Origin of the sequence: Listeria rocourtiae subsp. hofi (assembly GCF_963575615.1) — a bacterium.
Taxonomy (GTDB): Bacteria; Bacillota; Bacilli; order Lactobacillales; family Listeriaceae; genus Listeria_A; species Listeria_A hofi.
In genome coordinates this window covers 1-22,915 of record NZ_CAUYTL010000013.1, presented here as the reverse complement: position 1 = coordinate 22,915, position 22,915 = coordinate 1, and the positions used below count along the sequence as shown (strand labels likewise).

Annotated in this window: 15 protein-coding genes and 1 CRISPR repeat array; of the genes, 12 read left to right on the top strand and 3 right to left on the bottom strand. The window is 40.5% G+C overall.

Annotated features, from left to right (window positions below; all coding sequences use genetic code 11):
• Position 1: 1 nt before the first annotated feature.
• Genes cas3 through cas2 form a run of 4 tightly spaced genes read left to right on the top strand, consistent with a single transcriptional unit; the run spans position 2 to position 3,995 of the window.
• A complete protein-coding gene (gene cas3, locus R8925_RS07545; RefSeq protein WP_430535277.1) occupies positions 2 to 2,209 on the top strand; it encodes a CRISPR-associated helicase Cas3' in 2,208 nt (735 codons plus the stop codon).
• A 10-nt stretch (positions 2,210 to 2,219) separates the two neighbouring features.
• Positions 2,220 to 2,708, top strand: a complete 489-nt coding sequence (gene cas4, locus R8925_RS07540; RefSeq protein ID WP_430535276.1) for a CRISPR-associated protein Cas4 — start codon at positions 2,220 to 2,222, stop codon at positions 2,706 to 2,708.
• Between the two features lie 12 nt (positions 2,709 to 2,720).
• Positions 2,721 to 3,710, top strand: coding sequence for a type I-B CRISPR-associated endonuclease Cas1b (gene cas1b, locus R8925_RS07535; RefSeq protein ID WP_430535275.1), 990 nt, complete (start codon positions 2,721 to 2,723; stop codon positions 3,708 to 3,710).
• A 6-nt stretch (positions 3,711 to 3,716) separates the two neighbouring features.
• Positions 3,717 to 3,995, top strand: a complete 279-nt coding sequence (gene cas2 / locus R8925_RS07530) for a CRISPR-associated endonuclease Cas2 (RefSeq protein ID WP_430535274.1) — start codon at positions 3,717 to 3,719, stop codon at positions 3,993 to 3,995.
• 200 nt (positions 3,996 to 4,195) lie between these two features.
• Positions 4,196 to 5,278: a CRISPR direct-repeat array (repeat unit 30 nt; unit sequence GTTTTTATCTAAGTAATGTGAAATGTAAAT).
• Positions 5,279 to 5,761: 483 nt separating this feature from the next.
• Here the strand turns inward: cas2 and R8925_RS07525 are convergent.
• Positions 5,762 to 6,952, bottom strand: a complete 1,191-nt coding sequence (locus tag R8925_RS07525) for a class I SAM-dependent rRNA methyltransferase (RefSeq protein ID WP_430535325.1) — start codon at positions 6,950 to 6,952, stop codon at positions 5,762 to 5,764.
• 138 nt (positions 6,953 to 7,090) lie between these two features.
• Entirely contained in the window at positions 7,091 to 8,917 is a 1,827-nt protein-coding gene (locus R8925_RS16035; protein ID WP_430535273.1) for a LysM peptidoglycan-binding domain-containing protein, read from the bottom strand.
• Between the two features lie 425 nt (positions 8,918 to 9,342).
• Here R8925_RS16035 and secA2 point away from each other — a divergent pair, with 425 nt between their 5' ends.
• Together secA2 and R8925_RS07505 are read left to right on the top strand one after the other, a co-directional pair.
• On the top strand, positions 9,343 to 11,661 hold the full coding sequence (secA2, locus tag R8925_RS07510; RefSeq protein ID WP_430535272.1) for an accessory Sec system translocase SecA2: 2,319 nt from the start codon (positions 9,343 to 9,345) through the stop codon (positions 11,659 to 11,661).
• Between the two features lie 71 nt (positions 11,662 to 11,732).
• Complete coding sequence (locus tag R8925_RS07505) at positions 11,733 to 12,899, top strand: AI-2E family transporter (RefSeq protein ID WP_430535271.1); 1,167 nt, start codon at positions 11,733 to 11,735, stop codon at positions 12,897 to 12,899.
• A 133-nt stretch (positions 12,900 to 13,032) separates the two neighbouring features.
• Here the strand turns inward: R8925_RS07505 and R8925_RS07500 are convergent, their stop codons facing one another.
• Positions 13,033 to 13,200 (bottom strand): hypothetical protein, encoded by a 168-nt coding sequence (locus R8925_RS07500; protein ID WP_430535270.1) that lies wholly within the window; start codon positions 13,198 to 13,200, stop codon positions 13,033 to 13,035.
• Between the two features lie 471 nt (positions 13,201 to 13,671).
• On the opposite strand from R8925_RS07500, the gene R8925_RS07495 reads away from it, so the two are divergent.
• The 6 genes from R8925_RS07495 (at position 13,672) to bcaP (ending at position 22,808) form a co-directional block, all read left to right on the top strand.
• Complete coding sequence (locus R8925_RS07495; protein ID WP_430535269.1) at positions 13,672 to 18,930, top strand: FN3 associated domain-containing protein; 5,259 nt, start codon at positions 13,672 to 13,674, stop codon at positions 18,928 to 18,930.
• Positions 18,931 to 19,000: 70 nt separating this feature from the next.
• Positions 19,001 to 19,255 carry a hypothetical protein gene (locus tag R8925_RS07490; protein ID WP_430535268.1) on the top strand — a complete coding sequence of 85 codons (255 nt, stop codon included), beginning with the start codon at positions 19,001 to 19,003 and terminating at the stop codon, positions 19,253 to 19,255.
• Positions 19,252 to 19,734 carry a DUF2716 domain-containing protein gene (locus tag R8925_RS07485; RefSeq protein ID WP_430535267.1) on the top strand — a complete coding sequence of 161 codons (483 nt, stop codon included), beginning with the start codon at positions 19,252 to 19,254 and terminating at the stop codon, positions 19,732 to 19,734. Before R8925_RS07490 ends, R8925_RS07485 begins: the two co-directional genes overlap by 4 nt.
• A gap of 137 nt (positions 19,735 to 19,871) precedes the next feature.
• A complete protein-coding gene (locus tag R8925_RS07480) occupies positions 19,872 to 20,276 on the top strand; it encodes an SMI1/KNR4 family protein (protein ID WP_430535266.1) in 405 nt (134 codons plus the stop codon).
• 16 nt (positions 20,277 to 20,292) lie between these two features.
• Positions 20,293 to 21,348 carry a HEAT repeat domain-containing protein gene (locus R8925_RS07475; RefSeq protein ID WP_430535265.1) on the top strand — a complete coding sequence of 352 codons (1,056 nt, stop codon included), beginning with the start codon at positions 20,293 to 20,295 and terminating at the stop codon, positions 21,346 to 21,348.
• 71 nt (positions 21,349 to 21,419) lie between these two features.
• Entirely contained in the window at positions 21,420 to 22,808 is a 1,389-nt protein-coding gene (gene bcaP, locus R8925_RS07470; protein WP_430535264.1) for a branched-chain amino acid transporter BcaP, read from the top strand.
• Positions 22,809 to 22,915 lie beyond the last annotated feature (107 nt).

Genomic DNA, 22,915 nt, shown 5'->3' with positions numbered 1-22,915 from the left:
AATGAATCAATATTTAGCGAAATCAAGACCTGTAGAAACGATACAAGAGCATACGAATAACTTGCTCAGAAATTATGATTTACTGAAAAAATATTATCCTGAAATTGAAGTGAACTGGCATTTTTTAAAGCTTGCGTGTATGATTCATGATCTCGGGAAGATGAATGTCCTTTTTCAAGAGAAAGTTTCTGGAGGCAAGCGTGACAAGCGGGAGATTCCGCATAATTATCTTTCGGTGGCATTTGTTCCATATAAAAAACTAAAAGAAGAGGGGTATACAAAAGAGGAAATTCAAGTGCTTTTTCAGGCGATTGCGCGACATCATGAGCGCGATATTCATTTTACGGAGGACGAGTGGGCAGTAGAAATGAAGAAGTTAGAACAAGAATGGCAGGGGTTCACGTATGATAAATTAGGCGAATATCGCGCATATCGTAGTCATTTTCCAGCGAAATACTATCAAGTGACAGCGCATATATTTGAAGGGAAAACGAAGCAGAGTTTTGGCCAGTTCTTGGAGTATGTCATGCTTAAGGGTTTGCTAAACCGCATTGATTTCGCGGCAAGTGGGAGCATCGATGTGGAAAAACCAAATGATTTTCTTGAAGGTGCGATGACGGAACAATTGGCGGGTTTTCGTGTAGCAAATCCTAATGCTGATTGGAAACCCTTACAAAAATACATGAAGGCACATCAGGATGAAAATGTGATTGTCGTTGCGGAGACTGGGATGGGGAAAACGGAAGCAGGTTTGTTGTGGCTCGGGAATCATAAGGGGTTCTTCACGCTGCCTTTACGAACGGCGATTAATGCGATTTATAGTCGGCTAATTGATCGAGAAACGGGGATTATCAAAGAATCGCAGACAGATCGCGTTGGCTTGTTGCATTCGGAGACGTATGGACAATATTTGACGCATGAGTCGCATCTGGAAATGGATATTGATGAGTATTACACAAAAACGCGTCAAATGTCGTTGCCAATAACAGTTTGTACATTGGATCAGCTGTTTGATTTTGTATTTCGCTATGCAGGGTTTGAGCCGAAACTCGCGACGCTTTCGTATTCAAAAGTGATTATTGACGAGGTGCAGATGTATTCGCCAGACTTATTAGCATACCTCATTGTCGGACTTTCCTATATTCAAAAAGTCGGTGGGAAATTCACTATTTTAACGGCGACGTTGCCAGGGATTATTCCTGACTTATTATCGGAAAATGGTGTTCATTTTACACGTGCAGAGGAAGATTTTATCTCAGACCGGGTTCGCCATAGCGTGGAGGTTATACACGAGTCGATAAATGGTGATTTTATTCAGGAGTTTTATGATAATAATCGGATTTTGGTAATCTGTAATACGGTGCGTGTGGCAAAAGCGCTGTATGAGGAATTGGCCGGTATTTATGATGATGACGAGGTGAGGCTACTTCATAGTCAGTTTATTAAGCGAGATCGTTCGGCGAAAGAGGATGCAATTTTGTTGGACGGCAATAAAGAAAGTGATAGACCTTGTATTTGGATTGCGACGCAGGTTGTTGAGGCATCTTTGGATATCGATTTTGATTTATTGTTTACGGAGTTGTCGGATTTGAATGGGCTTTTTCAGCGGATGGGGCGTTGTTATCGAAATCGTGCGTTAGATGTTACGACGAATGTGTACGTTTTTGATGAGGAATGTTCGGGTGTGGCGCCGCGTGGGTTTATTGATGCGCAGATTCACGAGCATTCGCAGGCTGTGTTGCAACATTGCAATGGGTCAATTTCAGAACGAGAGAAGCTTTTGATGATTGACCAAGTGTACTCGACGGAGGCTTTAAAGGGGAGTAAATATTATGCTGATGTGGTCGAAATGATTGACTACGTGAAGTCATTTGATACGTATGAATTACCAAAAAAAGAGGTGCAGCAACGATTCCGTAATATTAATTCTGTCGCTGCGATTCCAGAAAGTATTTACATGGAAAATGAGTCGGAAATCACTTACTATATCGAGACTATCCAAACGGCTCCAAGGCGTAAAGAAAAGATGATTGCTCGAACGAAGCTTTCGGCGTTTATGCTAGATGTGCCGGGTTACATTTTTGAAAAGGGAAGTCATCGGAAAATGGCGGTTAATAAGTATGAACAAGTAATTATTTTTGATTGTTATTATGATGCGGGTCTTGGTTTGACACCAAAAGACAAAGAAGAGGAAAATTTATTTTTCTAGAGGTGATGGCATGAAGATTAGTGGGACGCATGTGTATTATTATTTTGTTTGTAAGCGGAAGTTGTGGTGTTTTTCGAAAGCAATTCGAATGGAGCATTTAGACGAGAACGTGCAATTAGGCAAGTTGTTGGACGAATCAAGCTATAATCGTGATTCTGGCCAGGTAATGATTGATGAGACGGTGAATATAGATTTTATTCGTGATTGGAAAATACTTCATGAGGTGAAGAAAAGCCGCGCTATTGAAGAAGCTGGAATTTGGCAGTTGAAGTATTATATTTATTTTTTGCGCAAAAAAGGAATTGCGATTGAAAATGGCGTGATTGATTATCCAAAACTGCGGCGCCGTGAAGAGGTGGAGTTGACTGATGAGGATGAGCAAACGTTGGAGGCAGTTTTAAAGGATATTGAAGCGATTTGTGTGCAAGATAAGCCGCCAAAAGTAATTGAAAAGCCAATCTGCAAAAAGTGTGCGTACTTTGAGTATTGTTATATTTGAGAGGTGAGGGGAATGGAGAGTTATTATTTGTTTTCGAATGGAGAATTGAAACGCAAGGATAACGTCGTGCGGTTAACGGCGCCAGATGGGAATTTTAAAGATTTAAAAGTTGAAATGACGCGCGAAATTTTTCTGTTTGGTGAAGTGGATTTGAATACGAAATGTTTGAATTATATTGGACAATTAGGGATTCCTGTTCATATCTTTAATTATTATGGATTTTATAGTGGCAGTTATTATCCGCGTGAATCGACTGTTTCGGGGGAATTGCTAGTTGCTCAAGTATCCCATTATGCGGATGAAAAGCGACGTCATGATGTTGCCATACAGTTCGTGGAAAGTGCTTCGTTTAATATTTTGCGAAACTTAAGGTATTATCGGCAGCGCGGTAAAGATGTAGATACGGCGATGGATGAGATTAAAACGTTGCGAAGGGGGATTTTGAAAACGGATAATATCCAAGAGCTGATGGGGATTGAGGGCAATATTCGGAAAGTGTATTATCGTGCGTGGCAGGAGATTATTAATCAAGAAATTGACTTTGAGAAAAGAGTGAAGAGACCACCAGATAATATGATTAACACGCTAATCTCCTATGTGAATTCGCTGGTGTATTCCAGTTGCTTGACAGAGATTTATAAGACACAGTTGAATCCTGCTATTAGTTATTTGCATAGTGCAGGTGAACGTCGATTCTCATTATGCCTTGATATTTCAGAGGTTTTCAAGCCGTTGATTGCGGATCGATTAATCTTTAGCATGCTGAATAAGAATATTATTACGGAGAAAGATTTTGAGAAAGAGGCCAATTTCTGTTACATGAAAAAAGAAGCGAGGCAGAAAATTTTGCAGGCGTATGATATTCGGATGAAAGAAACGGTGAAGCATCGAGATTTGGGGAGGAATGTATCGTATCGGCATTTGATTCGACTGGAATGTTATAAATTAATCAAGCATTTGATGAATGATAAGCGTTACGAAGGATTTAAGATTTGGTGGTGAGTGGAGATGTATATTATCTTGATTTACGACATTGCTCAAGACAATGGCGGTGCAAAAGTGTCACGAAATATTTTTAAGATTTGTAAAAAATATTTGACGCACGTGCAAAAATCGGTTTTTGAGGGTGAAATAACGCCTGCATTATTGGCGAAATTACGGATGGAATTAGATAAGTATATTCGTGAAGAGGAGGATTCGGTTATCGTGTTTTCGAGTCGGCAGGAACGCTGGTTGGAGAAGGAGTTTTGGGGTGTTGCGGATGAGAAAACATCGAATTTTTTCTGATGTATAGAAAATCTGTCGACCACCGATAGTGTAAAAATTACGGGAGGTCGACAGATTTTGATAGATGATTGGGGGAGAATGGGTTTGGTGGATTGGAAGAGGACGGCGAACCAAAAATGAAGCAGAAGTAGTCCGTTTTGATGGAGGTCGACAGATTTGAGGTTATGAGGTATGATGGGAGTAGGGCTGAAAATGCACGGGTTTTTATCTAAGTAATGTGAAATGTAAATCCCTTTCGAAGCCGCTTCCTCAAGTGCACCCTTCAAGTTTTTATCTAAGTAATGTGAAATGTAAATTCGTTCATCATTTTTCCATTTGTTTTCTTTTTTTGTTTTTATCTAAGTAATGTGAAATGTAAATTAAACTATACCACATTCATCTGCATACGTCCCTGGTGTTTTTATCTAAGTAATGTGAAATGTAAATCCTGTCATACCAGAGGTAGACGCAGGTAAGGTTAGGTTTTTATCTAAGTAATGTGAAATGTAAATTGGACGATATCGCACGCGATTATAACGAAGCCTTTCGTTTTTATCTAAGTAATGTGAAATGTAAATCTCGTTGGAACGTGAAAGTCTATCCTGCTCGCTTTCCGTTTTTATCTAAGTAATGTGAAATGTAAATCGTGTCCGGTATGATTAAACGTTTCTTACCTAGCGTTTTTATCTAAGTAATGTGAAATGTAAATCCTGTTAGGCAGTCGAGAGTATTATTTTTTAATCACGTTTTTATCTAAGTAATGTGAAATGTAAATATACATAAAAACGCATAAAACATCACATTTTAGCATGTTTTTATCTAAGTAATGTGAAATGTAAATATGACATCTATTGTTCTATTAGGATTTGGCTTGTTGGTTTTTATCTAAGTAATGTGAAATGTAAATCATTTTCAAGCGGTATTTTCCTATTTCCTTTTGTGTTTTTATCTAAGTAATGTGAAATGTAAATCATATTGTTTTAAATAATCATTTGTTAAAGAGTCTAAGGTTTTTATCTAAGTAATGTGAAATGTAAATAATGGGCTGACTTACCAAGAGGCGGAGCGCTTAGACGTTTTTATCTAAGTAATGTGAAATGTAAATAGCACCATCTTGATATTGGAACTCAAACGTGCCATCGTTTTTATCTAAGTAATGTGAAATGTAAATTTCGTTCCGGACCAGGAACAAACTATAAAGCCGTTGGTTTTTATCTAAGTAATGTGAAATGTAAATTTGGTTGGCGTGCTAGTTAGCGCTATAATCCGGTAGGGTTTTTATCTAAGAAATGTGAAATCTCTTCATCAAATTGGTCTACATAAAAGAAAGTGGGATGAATATGTGGCTTTTATTTTGCTATATTGTAATAATAATTGTTATTCTATCAACTATTCCAATGGCTATTATTGGTATTCAGAAAATGAACAAAGGAGAGTTGGATAATTATTTTGTGCACCGAATAGTAAGTGGGCGAATTTGGCGCCATATTAAAGATGAAAATTTGGTTACTGTTTTGAGCTTTAAAGTGCGATGCTTCTTGGTTATATCCCATGTGTGCACTATGATTGCCCTTTTAACTCTGCTTATCTGGATGTTATGGAACAATTCTTGGACTTGGCATCTTTGGCCTAGCTTTATTTGCTTCACTTTTGCAGGCATATCTATTGTATTTCAAATTTTAGCAAATCGTGCATTCAAACTAGATTGTTCAAGTCAGCGAATCTCCGCATAAAGTAAAAGAACCTCCAATCCGAGCATTTCTACGTGCCACGATTGGAGGTTCTTACTATTTCACTTCCAAGAACAAAACTTTCAAATAATCGCCTTCTTTAAAGCTACTTTGTGTTACGAAATCGGCAGGTAGCGTAAACTGCTCAACAATTTTGTATTCGCGTCCTTGATTCTTAAACGCTTCTTGCACTACTTGCTTGAATTTATCCATTCCGTACCCAGCATAGTTGGTTGACGCGATGATAATGCCATTTGGATTTGTAATCGCGATGCTTTCTTCTAATAGTTTCCCGTAGTCTTTTGCAACGCTGAATGTTGTTTTTTTCGTACGAGCAAAACTTGGCGGGTCTAAAATCACCATATCAAATGCCAGTGCTTTTCGGTTCGCGTATTTGAAGTATTGAAAAACGTCTTCGGCCATAATAGTGTGCGCGGCTGGATCAAGTTCGTTTACAGTGAATTGTTCACGGGTTTTTGGGATGCTACGATTGGCCACGTCTACATTAGTTGTATGCGTGGCACCGCCGAATGCAGCGGCAACGGAAAAGGCTCCTGTGTAGGAGAATGTGTTCAATACGGTGCGTCCAGCGGCATACGTGTCACAAATCGTTTTGCGGACATCACGCTGATCAAGGAAAATACCAGTCATTGCACCGTCATTTAAGTAAACTGCATAATTGATGCCATTTTCCTTGACGATAAGTGGCTCGGGAGCAATATTACCTTCCAAAAAATCATTGCTTTCTAAGTATTGACCTTTCGCATCAAAGCGCCGTTTTTCATAGATACCGAGCGTGTTAATAGCCTTTTTGAGGGCTGCGAGTAAGACTGACTTCCATTTATAAATTCCTTGGCTATACCATTGCAAGACGATAAAACCATCGTAATAATCGATTGTCAAACCACCTAAACCATCACCTTCGCCATTAAAAATTCGGAATGTAGTCGTAGCGTCATCGTTGAAAAAGACTTGGCGCTTAGCAAAAGCTTCTTTAAACAGTCTTGTAAAAAAGGCTTCATCTAGCGGCTGTTTTTCATCGCATGTCAGAATCCATCCAATTCCCTTATTCTGGTTTCCATAATAGCCTTTTGCGAGGAAGCGATTGGACTCGTCGACTAAACGTAGTATCGTGCCTTCTTCCATGTCAGGGATAGTTACTAGTGCTTCTTTTGTAATTAGTGGGTAACCCTTTATGTAGCTTTGAGCAGATTTTTTCTTTATTTTAACGGTTAGTTCATTCACAATTTTCATCCTCATTTATAAAGTAGTAACTCTACTATATCATAAAATAATCCGTGGAGATATGGATACGTGACACAAAAAAACAGAATAACTATCCTAATCTCTGTGGGAGGTTTGGATGGTCATTCTGCTTTATTTTATTTAGAAATTAGCTACTTTACCGTAACCAACCAGGTATCTAGCCCAGTAACCAGATGACACGTTATCAATTTTTACGCCATCGTTTTGTGCATTAATCATTTTTCCGCCGCCGATATAAATACCGACATGGGCAATACCGCTACCATAATCAAAGAATACTAGGTCGCCAGGTTGTGCTTGGCTAGCGCTGATTTTTGTGGAAGCTGCGTATTGAGATCCGGATGTACGTGGAATCGAAATGCCTTGTTTTGCAAAGACATATTTCGTATAGCCAGAGCAATCGAATGATGATGGACCATTGCCACCCCATGAATAAGGTTTTCCAAGATGCTTCTGCGCTTCATTCATTAGCGCGCTGAAACTTGCAGTACCAGATGATGCGTTGTTGCTACCGCTATTGGAATTATTATTGGAGTTGCTACTGTTAGAGCTTGAATTCGAGTTGTTGCTATTTGTATTATTCGATGGTTTGTTAACGTTAGATGCTGTTCCTTTTACTTTCAAAACATCGCCAACTTGGAGGTTATCGCTTGTTGCGTTGTTTAGAGCTTTCAAGTTAGATACGGTCATGCCAAATTTTTGCGCGATTGTAAAGTAAGAGTCACCGCTTTGGACTGTGTAGTTAGATGTGTTGGAAGTATCAACAGCTGGTCTGCTTGGCTTGCTCGGTTTGTTGACGTTCGTTGTTGGTTTTGTGTCTGGCTTTGATACTTCTGGTGTCACGGCTGGTTTCTCTGTGTCTGGCTTGTCCACCGTTTCTTTCACGGGTGCAGAACCTTTCACTTTTAAAACGTCGCCAACAACAATATTGTCATCAGTTAGGCTGTTGATTGCTTGTAAGTTTGCTACGCTTGTGCCAAAAAGTGTTGCAATTTTAGAAAGCGAGTCGCCAGCTTGAACCGTGTATGTAGATGCATTTGTATCTACTTGAACGACCGGAGCCTCATCTTGTTCCTCTTTTGGAGGTGTAACGGGAGCTTTAGTATCTTCTTTAACTTCTGCTTCTGGCGCTGGTGGTGCAGTTTCTGTAACGGTTTCCGGTGCTTCATCTTTCACAACGGGAGCTGTTACTTCTTCTTTTTCAGTCTCTGGTGCAGGAGCTTGTGCTTTGCTTTGATCGACTGCAAGTGTTTGACCAACGTAGATCGAAGAGGAAGATAGATTATTCCATGCGATCAAGTTCTGAACGGATACGCCATATTTGGTTGATAATGCCCAAAGTGTGTCGCCGCTTTTTACTGTATGTGTTGTCGCGTTTGCTGTAACTTCTTGCTCGACAGCAGGTTGTGTTACTTCTGCCTCGGCTTTTGGCGCGACTGGTGCTTCTGTTTGTTGCTCGGTTACTTCTTCTTGAACTGGCGTGCTTGGTGTTGGCGCTTCTTGTTGTTCTACAACGGGAGCAGTAGCAGCGGCGTCAGACAAGTATTTACCATTGACATAGCCTGATTTTCCATCTGCGTAAGTGACTTTACTCCAGCCATTTTCTTCGGTTGTTTCAACAGTGACTTGTGTGCCACCTTTAATAGAAGTAATGATTCGATTATCAACGCTTGGACCTTGACGAACGTTAAGCCATGTTGCGTTGACAGATTTCTTTGTTTCCTCAGTAAGTTGCGATATCTCTAATTTTTGACCTGGGAAAATGGTATCCGAAGTTAGTTTGTTTGCCTTTTTAATAGAATCAACGTCTGTACCTGCTTTTTGAGCGATCCCCCAAAGTGTGTCGCCTGCTTGTACGATGACCGTGCTTGCTGATGCGATGGTTGGTGCTGCGAAGGCCGTAACTGCGATTCCAGCCGTTGCCGTTGCGATTGCCGCCTTTTTCATATTTTTAAAACTCCTCTCTTACTTTTCATTCTAGGTTTTTCTATATACATACTCATGTAATACCCATTCTACGTGGAATTAATTTAAATTACAAATACAAAAATAGGGTTTTGAGTGTATTTTATGAACACGCGGTTGTTTCTGTAACATGGCTGTAAAGAAGAGAAATCAGAACGTGTGTTTTATAAAATCAGAGAGCGCATGAACTTGGGAAGTAGCCGGCCAACTTTGTGCATAATAACTTTAGCAAACTTGCGCATGGCGAAACCTGTTGGTAATTTGCAATAGAAAAATTTAATCAAACTGTAATAATTGAATTCCAGTACTTCTTACTAAGCATCACATAGCGTGAAATTTATTCTATGAATTCCTTGGTTTTGCAATGCTTTCTAGGTTATAATAGGAGAGGATTAGGAGGCATAAAAATGGCACAATCATACGATGATCGAAAAATAGTGAAGGCATATCGGGATTTAGCTCGTGAGGTAGTAAAGCGGGAAGATTTATATAGATTAATGGATCAGTCAGCGCTTAGAGAGCAGACACAACATTGGTTGCAAAAGTTTCAGGAACGTGAGATTACAGAACGCGATCGGATTTATATTTTTACACTTGTGCGGGAAGCTGCACGGCGGGTCGTTGGGCTTGAGGCAGTGATGGTGCAGTTAATTGGTGCTTTCGTACTTGGGGATGGTAAAATCGCGGAGATGAAGACGGGAGAAGGTAAGACGCTCGTATCTTTATTTGTCATGTACATAGAAGTTTTACGAGGAAATAAGGTTCATCTTGTGACGGCTAACGAGTATCTTGCTAAGCGTGACCGCGAGGAAATTGGGCGTGTGCTAGAGTACTTAGGATTGTCTGTTGGTTTGAATGTTTCTGGACTTGAGAAGGAGCAGAAGCAGGCAATTTATAACGCGGATGTTATCTACGGGACGGCGTCGGAGTTCGGTTTTGACTATTTGCGGGATAATATGGTGCGTCAAATGGAGGATAAAGTGCAGACGGGGCTTGATTTTGTACTGATTGATGAGGCGGATTCGATTTTGATTGATGAGGCACGGACACCGCTCTTGATTTCGGATCGCAAGGAAGAGGATTTAACGCTGTATGAAATTGCGGATACGCTTGTTCGGACGATGTTGACGGACGATTATGAGGTTGAGGAGAAGAAGCGTTTCGTCTGGTTGCATGATGCGGGAATCGAGAAGGCAGAGCGTTTTTGGAAAATTAACTCGTTGTATGCCGAGGAAAATCAGCCATTGCACCGCATTACGACATTACTGTTACGAGCGCATTTTTTGATGCATAAAGATAAGGATTATGTTGTCCTGGATGGGGAAGTCCTTATCATTGATCCGCATACAGGGCGAGCTTTACCGGGGCGGAGATTTAATGATGGGTTACACCAAGCGATTGAGGCTAAGGAAGGCGTAGAAGTTCGCGAGGAATCACGGACGTTAGCGACGATTACGGTACAGAATTATTTTCGGATGTATAAGAAGCTATCAGGTATGACAGGGACGGGGAAAACAGAGGAAGAGGAATTCCGTCATATTTATAATATGGATGTTGTGGTAATCCCGACGCATTTACGAGTGAACCGGGTGGACAATAAGGATGAAGTTTTCTATACGCGGGAGCAAAAAGGTGAAGCTATTGTGTATGAAGTTTCGGGTCGGTATGAACGCGGGCAGCCGATTTTGATTGGAACGTCTTCGATTAAGAGCAATGAATGGGTCAGCGAGTTACTTACAAAAGCAGGGATTCCGCATCAAGTGTTGAACGCAAAAAATCATGAACAAGAGGCAGAAATTATTGCGCGTGCTGGAAAACGTGGCATGGTAACGCTGGCGACAAATATGGCCGGGCGCGGTACAGATATTAAGCTTGATAAAGGCGTCTATACGCTTGGAGGCTTAGCTGTGATTGGAACAGAGCGCCATGAAAGTCGCCGTATCGATCTACAGTTGATGGGACGTTCTGGACGGCGTGGTGATCCAGGTTTTAGTAAGTTTATTTTGTCGCTTGATGATGAATTAGTTGATCATTACGATAATAAACGTTGGGAAAGCTATATTCGCCGCACGAAGCAAAAATACAATTTTGATGATAAGCCTGTGCATTCACGAAAAGTACATCAGCTTGTGATTGAGGCGCAAAGACGTTTAGAAGGCTCGAACTACGATATGCGGAAGAACTTGCTTTCATACGATGAGGTCATTGATATTCAGCGCAAGAAGGTATATGAGGAGCGGGATCGTTTGCTAAGTATCGATAAATTAGGGGCTTTTTCAGAACGAATTTTACGAGAAGTGGCAGAAGATGTTTTTTCAGAGCGCGAATCGGATTTAGATGCTCGTTATGCCAAAATGGGCGAGTTACTAGGCGGGACAAAATTCCCATTCTCGTTCGATCAAGTTACATTGATGTCACAAGAAGAAGCTGCAGAAGCCTTGATATTTTGGCATCGAAAACAACGCATGAAATTCCCAGCGGGCACCATTAATCAAATCGAAAAAGAAGTATATTTGAATCTGCTTGATCAAATGTGGGTTGTGCACTTGGATCAAATGGTACAACTTCGCGAAGGCATTCATTTGCGCGCTTACGGTCAACAAGATCCGCTCGTGATGTATCAAAAAGAAGGAGCAGAACTATTTACCAAATTCCAAGATCGCTATCATTTCTATTTTGCACACGCATTGCTAGAACTTGATCCAGAAGGGCTCGTGGTTGGTTAAAATAGAAATACGTGATATTCCAAGGGATTACTTGTATAATAGTTTCCAAGATAATGAAGGAGGGGCGGAAAATGAAAGAATCGATTTCAAAATTCAAAAGTTTCATCACAGAAAACAAGTTTGTACTAGGCTTGCTAATTTTCTTATTAGTAGCACTGGACGTCTATGTATTAACGAAAATATCCTTTATTTTTCACCCAATTACGGTGATTATCTCCACGATTGCAGCACCGATTATTTTAGCGGGGATATCCTACTATTTATTCAACCCGCTAATCGACTGGTTAGAACGAAAAGGATGGAAACGCGGTTGGTCAATCGCTTTACTATACGTTATTATCGCTGGAATTATCGTGTTGATTTTCAGTTTTATCGTACCAGCCGTGAAAGAGCAAATTGTAAGCTTGGTGAAAACATTCCCATCATACTGGGATAAAGTAGTCGCGAAGTTCAATGAATTCGCTGAGTCACCGCTGTTTGATCAAGTAAAAGACAAGGTACAGAACAATTTAAGCGATATCACGAAAACAATTTCCGAAAAAGGTGGCACGGTTGTAAGCAGTGCAGTGGATAGCATTGGAAACGTTGTTGGAACGGTAACAGAGGTAGTGCTCGCCATCGTGACAACGCCTTTAGTTCTGTTTTACCTATTAAAAGATGGCAAGAAATTACCAGATTACCTATTAAAAATGTTACCAGTAAATTCACGTGCACATACACGCCAAGTGTTACACGAATCCAACGCCCAAATTAGTTCTTACATTCGCGGTCAGATTATCGTTAGTTTTTGCATCGGAATTTTACTATTCATCGGGTATCTCATTATTGGCTTGCCGTACGCGCTCACACTGGCAATCATTGCAGCATGTACAAGTATAGTTCCTTACTTAGGACCAGTTATTGCGATTACACCAGCGATTATCATTGCTATAGTGACTTCACCATGGTTACTGTTAAAACTGATTATCGTCTGGGTTGTGGTGCAACTATTAGAAGGGAAATTCATCTCTCCACAAGTCATGGGTAAAACGCTAAAAGTACACCCAATTACAATATTATTCGTGATTTTAGTAGCAGGAAAACTGTTTGGAATCCTAGGTGTTATTTTTGCAGTACCAGGTTATGCAGTACTCAAAGTTATCGTGACACATATGTTTACGTGGTTTAAGCGCGTATCAGGACTTTATGGTGAGCAACCAGAGAGTGAGTACGTAGAAGAAGATGAACAAACAAAATAAAATCAAATGAAAATCTCATAGAAAGTACAAGAGAACTTCATTGAACCCGTGTAATATAGAGAATGTAAACAAGGAAGACACAGTTAGTTCCCCCTTTTTCTAACTGCGAACCTTGAAACTCCTTTTTGACCAGCTACCCCTTGGCTGGTTTTTTTGTTGGAGCTGTCGGAACAAGGTGACTTAAAGCTCCAATATCAGGGTGAGCAAAGCGAACAGTTAGTCCACTAATTTTTTCCAAACTTAAATTGACCGGAATCCATACATCCATGTACTCATTCGTAATCTCCCATACCCGCTCCAAGCTAAACATCCTTAGTCTCGATATCCCCCCTATTAAACATACATAATACTATCCATTGTTGCATAAAAATTCATATATCGGAATAATAATAGGTTTTTAAGAGCGTGAAAAATGATGTCTAATATGTGAACATGGCTATATTAACCTAGAGAAATATGACATAATTTTGATGACACACTTCTTAAAATAAAGGTAAGGTATATATAGGGAATAGTAAGATTGATAATCAGATTCCTACTGGAAATAAAGTAGATAGGAGTGTGTTCAAATAACTAAGAAGCAGGCATATCCAGTGCTACAGTCGTCGTTCTTAAAAAAAGAATTTAAGAAAAAACTTTGGGAGAAAGCGTATCTTACGTTCTATAAAAAGCGACGTTGGTGCATAATAAAAAGTGAATTATTTCACAAATAAAAAGGAGGATATGACTATTTAGCGTGAAAATTCATGTATAAATAGTTATTAATTTAACCATGAAAAAGAGAAAAAAATTTGGTTTAAAAGTTTTATCGGTAGCAATGATTGTAGCTTTAATGGTACCGAGCTCAATTGGGAATATTCCAATATCCGCAGAAACAGAGGTATCAGTACAGACAGAGCAGGCGAGTGAGCAGACATTTAGTCATAAGGCGGAGTATTCCATCCAAAAGGGAGCAGATGATGCAGAAGTTACGGCTACAGCGGTCAACCTAACGAGTACTGGATTAGATTTACATGGACTTGTCGGAGCAACACAAACGACTTATTTACGATTCGCGGATGTCGTATTACCAGATGACGCTAAAATTTCGAACGCGTATCTTTCGTTTACAACTAGGGATGCGTCGAATGCGAATCAGTCTACAGCTATCAACATTACAGGAGAACTTGGCTCACAGGCTACATTTGCAAGCACGGTTGCTTCTTTTACAAGCCGTCAATTCACGAAAACAGCGGTGGAGATGAATACACCAGTTGTGGCGGTCAACACGATTTTTAATACGGACGATATTTCTGCTATTGTTAACGAAATGCGCGCGAATACAGCAGATATTAAAGATTACGTATTCAAGGTAATGGGAAGTGGAGCGGGTTCATTCGTCATGCGTTCTTATGAGTCCAATGCAGCGATGGCTCCAAAACTTATTGTTGAGTACACCTCGGCATCTGGCGAGTACAAAGCGAGCATTGCTAGCACAACAGATGATGCAGAAGAGTACAGTGATAACAAGACGATGGATTTAAATTCGGCGATGGAGATAGGTGGTTACTACTCGGCGACATTAACACCGACTTACAAAAATATCTCAGCTTTTCGTTTTGCGAGCGTTAATTTGCCGGAAAACGCGAAAATTGAAGATGCCTATTTAGAATTTACGACATATGGCACTGTTGCAAATCGTGTTTCCAACATATCAATCACATCAGAACTCGGTAATCCCGCGGTCTATACGAGTACGGCTGGAAATATTAGCAGTCGGAACTACACAGGATCTAGCGTAAAATATGAACAAGCCTCTTTCACAGCAGCGAGGCAAGTCATCAAAACGCCTAATCTTAAAAGTATCATCGACGAAACTCGTTTGATGGGATGGCAAAATGGCAATGCATTAGCATTTAAAATAGAAGGGGATAATTATATTGGCAGCATTTATCAAGGTGGCTCTGCTGCGCTATACCAACCAAAGCTAGTCATCCAATATACCTACAGCGAAAATGGCGTAGATATCCTTAAAGACCCAGCTAAACTACAAAATATTTTTATCAACGAAGTAGCCAGCATGGGAACAGATGCGCAAAAAGATGGGTGGATTGAGATTTATAATAACAATGATGTTCCCGTATTTTTTGAAAAGGATGTTTTCCTTTCAGATGAAGCGGCTAACTTAGGAAAATCGGAGTTGGCAAACCTTTATATACCAGCAAAAGGTTATCGAATTGTGAAGGCAGATGGAACGACAAACAATGCATCGGCTAACTTCACATTAGGAAACCGCGATATGACGCTTTATTTAACGACAAAATATGACGATGGCTTCCATCAATTAGATACATTTGACGTGAAAAAAATGGCATTTGGTGAGACGATGGGACGGTTCAACGATGCTGATTCGGATGTAGTTGCTTTCAAACCAGGTACGTATGAAAGTACAAACAACGACGCGAAACCGCTTGTGAAAATTGCTTTGAGTCAGAAGCCAGGCATGTACAAAACGGGCTTTGGGTTGACTCTTACATCGGATAGTATGAATACGATTAAATATACACTAGATGGAACCGCGCCAAGCGAAACAAACGGAATCACATATATCGGGCCAATTATGATTGATAAAACAATGACAGTAAGAGCGTACGCGTATAACGCAAAACAAAATAGTGGCGTCCAAACATATGTTTATTCTATTCGTGAAGATGCAGAGAATTTGCCACTTGCTAAAAAAGAATTTAGCGTGAAAACTGGTGCGGATGATGCAGAAGTAAGCGCAACAGCAGTTAATTTAACGAGTACGGGTCTTGACTTACACGGCTTAGTCGGCGCAGTACCACAATCTACTTTTGTGCGTTTCACGGATGTATCACTACCAGCCGATGCAGTTATAAGTAAAGCGTACATTACTTTCACGACGCGTGATGCTTCTAGCTCACCAACGAATTTGACGATTTCTGGAGAGGTTGGAAGTGGCGGTGCTTTCAGTTCGACAGTCGCGACTTTTATGAATCGCCAAATGACGAACAGTTCTGTAGAAACATCGACTCCTGCTAAAGTGGCGGTGAACGAGCTTGTAAACACCGAAGATTTGACCCCTGTGATCGAAGAAATGCGTGCAGGAAACCCAGATTTGAGTAATTTTGTATTTAAAATCGATGGCAATAAAATGGGATCATATCTTGCTCGTTCGTACGAATCAAACGCTACAATGGCCCCAAAACTAGTCGTAGAATATTACTCTGGTTATGGTGATTTTACAGGCAAGATAGCGACTTCTTCAGATGATGCAGAAGAATACGGCACAGCAAAAGCCATCGATTTAGGCTCGGTTTTGGAGATTGGAGGGTATTACGCAACGAATCTCATTCCAGCTTACAAAGAAACGGCAGGATTACGCTTCACGAATGTTACAATCCCAGAAACGGCAGAGATTGAAGATGCTTACATGGAATTCACGACTTATAACACGAATGCTGCAAAGGTGAGTTCAAACATGGAAATCCGTTCGGAACTTGGCAATCCAGAAACTTACAAAGCAGTTGCAGGAAACATCACCGCGCGTGAATATAGCAATTTGGCAGTGAAATATAGCCAACCAGCATTTACGGCGAGCAACCAAATTGTTCGAACAGCAAATTTAAAAGATATAGTTGACGAAAATCGTTTGGCAGGATGGAGAAACGGCCAGTCGATGGCATTCCGTATCGATGGGGATAATTATATTGGTAGTGTGTATCAAGGAGGTTATGCACAAGCGGCGAGGCTGATTGTGAAATATAAAAACAACGGCAAAGGACCTGGAATTGAAGGGGCGCTAACAACACCAGACCAAATTAAAAATGTCTATATCAATGAACTATCATCAGAAGGTACCGCGAGTTCGAAAGCAGCATGGATCGAACTTTACAACGACAACGATGTGCCGGTTATTTTAGATAAAGGCATGTACTTGAGCGACAAAACAAAGACACCTGACAAATTCGAGTTTTCCAACTTCCTTATTCCTGCAAAAGGATATCGCGTGCTATATTCCGATAAGGCGACCGAACTTGGAAATAATCATTTGAGCTTTGAAATTGGTGGAAGCGGTGACGTTATTTTATCCGCCAAAGTAGATTCGACAATGAAAACGATAGATTCCATCAAGTACACGAAGCAAGCGTACGATCAAACATTTGGACGCAAGCCGGATGCAAGTAAGAATTTGACGGTATTCAGCTCTGAAACATTCGCCAAAACAAACAATGAAGGACAGGAAAACTACACGATACAATTCAGCAAAGAGCGCGGCGTTTATGACACAGGTTTTGACTTAACTTTATCATCAAAGGAAGGAACAACGATTAAATATACAGTGGACGGTATTACAGATCCAAGCGCGACAAAAGGAACGATATATACTGGACCAATTACGATTGATAAAACCGCTGTAATCAAAGTATACGCATATGATACAAACGGAAATAGTGGCGTTATTTCAAGTACCTACGTTCTGCGTGACAACTATAAAAATGAAGTAACATCAGGCTATCAATGGCAATTTAAAAATACAATCACGAGTAATGAATATGCAGAAGCTATCGATGATTTCCCGATTGTATCAGAAACAGGCAATACTACGGCTTTGAATGCGACAACCTATGTACCAGGGACGTTCGAGTATTTAGACACACATATGAATAAAGGTGGTACAAACTATTTCAGCTATGCAGGTGCGAAAAAATTTGGACAAGTCAGTGCCGGTCAATTCAATTCCGGGGTAGCGGCTAAGTTTCACCGCGACTATGGTTCGAAAAAGGCAAAATACAATTTCTTTGAGGCAACACCCGGCGAAGCTTTTCCAGTCGTAAACAAATTTAGCAAGTTAGAGCTAAAAGAAGGGCAAGATGGTCCACAAAATGATATTTACAACTTGGGCTATAATCGCTACGACGAAAAAGTAACGAATACACTGGCACAACAAATGAACAAAATTTCTCTACACGCGCGCTACGTACATTATTTTTATAACGGAAAATACATGGGTGTGAAAACGATGCGTGAAGACTTTGGTCAGAATATGTTTGAAGAATATTTTGGTGGAAGTGATGATGAATACACCAAAATTCGCTTCCAAGATGGTTATTTTGTACCCGGTATTGTCGAGGTTGGCGATGGTGATACGGCTATTTTAGCAAAAGTAAAAGCAGTTGCGGCAGCAAAAAACTTCCAAGAATTCAAGAACTATGTCGATGTGGAAGACATGATTAAAATGCACATTCTATTCATGTTTGTGGATACGGAGCGTGAAGTCGATGCGGTTGTTTCGAATGATATTTTGAATGGAAATGGTGTGAAGATGAAATTCAATATCAATGACACGGACGGCGCTTTTTACAATAATGGTGGTACTGGAACGAGTTATTCAGCGCTTGCTGGTGGCGGTGGGACATATCGCTTCAAGTGGATTGATTCTATTTCAAGACGTGGCGCAGGGGACTTTTTCGGTAATTTTTCTGGAGATAGCCAAATTGCAACGGCTGGGAATCTAGAATTTAAAACGCTTGTAAAAGATCAAGTTTTAGCACAAATTGGTGCAGCGAGCGGTGATTTCACTGGTGCAGAAGGAGCGCCGTTATCAGTTGCAAACGTGAAACAATTGATTGCAAGTAATCAGCAGGAAATCGATGCTGCGTATAAATTGGATGCAGCCTATATGGGCGCGAGAAGTACGATGTATAAAGATTGGTTAAATGTGCAAGTCAAAGTACAAAACCAAATGAGCGATCGTGTACGATATTCGCTTGAGATGTGGGCAAAATACGGAATGGCGCACACATTGCAAGCTGTGAAAGTCGTGGCAAGTGATGGCGGAGTCGTGTTAGAAAACCCGAACGCTGGGACAGATATTTATTACACAACAGACGGTAGCGATCCAATGGGTGCAAATGGTGTTGTTTCAAATGCAGCTACGAAATACGAAGCAGGAGCAGTGCTTGATGCAAACACAAAAATTACTGTTCGAGCATTTACAACAAACAATTGGGGACCACTAACCAAATAATAGATTGGAAAAACCTTTTACCTCCTGTATACTGCGAGGTAAAAGGTCTTTTTATGTTGGGAGGATTAAGATGAGTGTTGGCAAAGTAATAGTTGGTTTGGTTGCTATGGTTTATTTGGTTATTTTACTTAACATTATCTTTTATATGGTGCAAATGGAGGCTGGGCTTGCGTTCCCGGTTTGGATTCAAGTCGTTCTTGGCATGTGCTTCTTAGCGATTTCGGTTTCTAATTTGAAAGCGAAACATTATATTTTTGGCAGTCTTTTTGCTAGCGCGGTGATTTTGATTGGAGCAAGCGTTGTTGTGACGTATGTGCTTGGATGATGAGATGGTATGAAATAGAGCACTATCGTGCGGTGGATGACAAATTCCACGCGAGATATAAGTTTAAACCATCCCCTTCAATTTTTGCAAAAGCGATTAAGCCTCGAGATAAAGCGGTTGTTTTTAAAGAATACAAGATTCTAAATATGCTACCCTATGAGGAAAATGGCGGACTTACACAGGCCTATTTTGATGATGAGAATTGGACAAAAGACTTGTTTTTGCGATTTTTCGGGGAGGAGATGTACGCGCTTGACTGGTATCATGTATATTATCGATTTCTCGTGGATTCAGAGTATTCGCGCGGAGAATTTGGAGAATGGTGTGTGCCGTTTTTGCCGGATGGAGACTATTATTTCTTTTTGAATATGGATATGAGTTTGGCTTGGCTAGGGCATCCATGGCGAAATACAGTGACAGTTGTTGGTGCGGAGTTAGTTGCGTATATTGAAGAGAACGGGTGCCCATTTTTAGAATGACCGCCTAATCGTGATGCAGAGTAGGCGGTCATTGTTGTTAGAAGAATCGGCGAATAATTGTTTTTAATGGTGGCATTTTGCTAAAACGAATGCTTTTATTGCTAAGTTGATTTGAGGTTTTATTGGAGGTATTAGTTATGGAACGCTATGTTTCAAAAAGCACGACGCAGAAAAATGGTGCACCGCTTGCCGAAGTGGTGAAATTAGAGCGGGAATTGGGTGCGCAGTTTAGCTCGCAGTATCGGGAACTCGTACAATTAGTGAATGCAACGGAATTTGGCGAATGGCTATTCTTTCCCGTGAAAGATTCGCAAAATTTGAGAAAAACATATGATGATGTAGCAAGGAATACGAAATTGGCAAGAGAAAATGGCCTCTCTGATCGGTTTGTGGCGATTGCAGATGATGGAACCGGGGATTTACTTTGTTTGCGTATAGGCGATTCAAAACAGATTTTGGAAGAAATTTATTTGTGGTCACATGAGTCAGGTAAATGCGAGCAAATGTATAGTAATTTAGTGGAGCTGATTATGGAGCAGTGAGTATTGGAGGGAAGATATGAAACATTGGCATGGTTGGGAGGAAATGCAAAAAGAGTTGCGGGGTTTCGATGGTGTTTATTTGGATACAATGTCGAAATTCTCGTATGAAGTACTGGAATTACCGCCGTATTATGATTTTAAGACATGTCTTACGGCAGTCTTTCTATATTCTGTGGATGGGAAAATGTATGATTTAACGTTGCGTTTTATAGGGATTAACAGTTTGAAAATGGATACGGATGTTGGAATTAGTGACATTCAGATCAGCCCAGAGCAGATAGAAGATATTCAGTTTTATGTGAAAGATTATGAGCAGGGCTCGGTGTCATTTTACTGCGAGGCTATTTCTTATTTGGGAGTCGAGGAGAATGCCGAAGAGAATTTGAAGCTGGCATTGCAGAAGTGGTGGAAGCTTGAGAAGATGGTGGAACCTGATCGTCAGGAGGCTGTGGAAACTTTAGATATGTTGGTAGATTTTGTGGATCGTCCGGTAGTTGCGGAGATTTTGCTGCGAAGTGTGGTGCACGAAAATAAGGATATTCGGGATATTGCATACGAGTATTTGTGGTATCTTGATGATTCACGGGCATTTGAGCTTGCGTGTGCAGGGCTAAAGAGTGAGGATGTATTACGGCGGATTAATTGTTTGGAGTATTTGGCAAAATGGGGCCATGCAGGAATTGTACCGCAGCTTTTAGATCGAGTGGAAAATGATGATGACGAGCTTGTTCGCTGTTACGCTGCGGAGGCGGTTGGGCATAATGCAGAAACGGAAGCTATACCAGTTTTGCAACGCCTACTGCTTCAGGAGCAAGATGATGTTGCCAAAATAGGGATGCTTTATGGCTTAGCACTTTTAGGATATCGGGATTTGGACAGCTTCTTTGAAAATTTGCAAAATGACTACTATATCGTCCGAATTCGCGCTGCCCTTTATTTGACAGAAATCGCACGTGACGATGCGACTGTATTGTCATCAATCGTGGCAAAATTAAAACTATGTCGGAAATTGGAAGAAACGGTTGCGGTTAAGGAAGCTCTTGATTACGCTTTGGGCGAATTAGCTAACTGATTTTTTCGCAATTGTCAGTTGAAATAGTCCGAAAATTATGCTAAAATTCGTATATAGAATGGAGGAGTTTGATGGAAAGTAACAGTTCATTTTTCAGAAAAAAGAAATTTCATTTAGAAACGAGCGGTGAACATCATCTTAATAAGACGCTCGGTGCTTTTGACTTAACAATGCTAGGTGTTGGGGCCGTAGTTGGGGCAGGTATTTTTATTTTGCCGGGACAAATTGCATCAGTCACAGCAGGACCAGGAATCATTATTTCATTTATTATTGCAGGTTTAGCTTGTTGTTTGGCGGCACTTTGTTATTCGGAGTTTGCTTCTAAATTGCCGATTGCCGGGAGTGCGTATACATATAGTTACCATGTGTTCGGTGAAGGAATTGCATGGATACTAGGATGGTCGTTACTTCTAGAGTATGGGCTCGCGGTTGCAGCTGTTGCAAGTGGCTGGGCGGCTTATGTGAAAAGCTTGCTGGCTGGGTTTAGCATCCATGTCCCAACAGCGATATCTGGTTCGTATAGTCCAAGTAATGGTACTTATTTCGATCTATTGGCATTCATAATTATTATTGTTATTGGTATTTTACTTAGTTTAGGGATTAAAGAATCTACACGCGTGAATAATATTATGGTACTTCTCAAAGTTGCCGTTGTTGTATTATTCATTGTTGTCGGTGTTTTCTATGTAAAACCTGATAATTGGACACCGTTTTTGCCATTTGGATTTAGTGGCGTTATCACTGGTGCGTCGATGGTATTCTTCGCTTATATTGGTTTTGACGCAGTTTCAACAGCATCAGAGGAAGTGAAAAATCCACAGCGCAACATGCCAATCGGGATTATTGCTTCACTCGGGATTTGTACGCTATTGTACATTTTGCTATCAGGCGTTTTGACTGGGATTGTACCGTACGCTGATTTGGAAGGGGTTAGTGCTCCTGTAGCATTTGCACTTCAAGCTATTGGACAAAATTGGTTCGCTGGTCTATTGTCACTTGGTGCGATTGTTGGGATGACAACTGTTATTCTTGTTATGTCTTATGGTGGAACACGCTTGCTGTTCGCAATGGGACGCGACGGATTGCTACCAGAAAGTTTCTCTAAATTAGGAAAACGTAATACACCGGTTCGTAATACACTTATTTTTGCACTTTCTATGGGACTTGTTTCAGGTGTAGTACCATTGGCGCAATTAGCCGAACTGATTAATATCGGAACATTGTTTGCTTTTTCTATGGTTTCACTGGGAATTTTCTTCTTGCGTAAAAATAAAGACCTACCGACAACTGGTTTCAAAACACCGTTATATCCTTTTGTACCAGCGTTATCATTCCTACTATGCGTATACTTGATTCTAAATCTATCCGCGATTACATGGATTTCATTTGCAATCTGGTTTGTCGTTGGATTAGCAGTGTACTTCGTGTATGGACGAAACCATTCAAAATTAAAGGCTTAGTAACAACAGGAATCCTTGAAAAAGGATTCCTTTTTGTGCGCCCAGCATGCGCAAATGCTAGGTGGTGAAAGTCCACTACAGGCTTGGCAGTAGGAACTGTTAGCTCA

Coding starts and splice junctions, on each gene's coding strand:
- cas3 (WP_430535277.1), top strand. CDS start 2: ATGAATCAATATTTAGCGAAATCAAGACCTGTAGAAACGATACAAGAG.
- cas4 (WP_430535276.1), top strand. CDS start 2,220: ATGAAGATTAGTGGGACGCATGTGTATTATTATTTTGTTTGTAAGCGG.
- cas1b (WP_430535275.1), top strand. CDS start 2,721: ATGGAGAGTTATTATTTGTTTTCGAATGGAGAATTGAAACGCAAGGAT.
- cas2 (WP_430535274.1), top strand. CDS start 3,717: ATGTATATTATCTTGATTTACGACATTGCTCAAGACAATGGCGGTGCA.
- R8925_RS16035 (WP_430535273.1), bottom strand. CDS start 8,917: ATGAAAAAGGCGGCAATCGCAACGGCAACGGCTGGAATCGCAGTTACG.
- secA2 (WP_430535272.1), top strand. CDS start 9,343: ATGGCACAATCATACGATGATCGAAAAATAGTGAAGGCATATCGGGAT.
- R8925_RS07505 (WP_430535271.1), top strand. CDS start 11,733: ATGAAAGAATCGATTTCAAAATTCAAAAGTTTCATCACAGAAAACAAG.
- R8925_RS07495 (WP_430535269.1), top strand. CDS start 13,672: ATGAAAAAGAGAAAAAAATTTGGTTTAAAAGTTTTATCGGTAGCAATG.
- R8925_RS07490 (WP_430535268.1), top strand. CDS start 19,001: ATGAGTGTTGGCAAAGTAATAGTTGGTTTGGTTGCTATGGTTTATTTG.
- R8925_RS07485 (WP_430535267.1), top strand. CDS start 19,252: ATGATGAGATGGTATGAAATAGAGCACTATCGTGCGGTGGATGACAAA.
- R8925_RS07480 (WP_430535266.1), top strand. CDS start 19,872: ATGGAACGCTATGTTTCAAAAAGCACGACGCAGAAAAATGGTGCACCG.
- R8925_RS07475 (WP_430535265.1), top strand. CDS start 20,293: ATGAAACATTGGCATGGTTGGGAGGAAATGCAAAAAGAGTTGCGGGGT.
- bcaP (WP_430535264.1), top strand. CDS start 21,420: ATGGAAAGTAACAGTTCATTTTTCAGAAAAAAGAAATTTCATTTAGAA.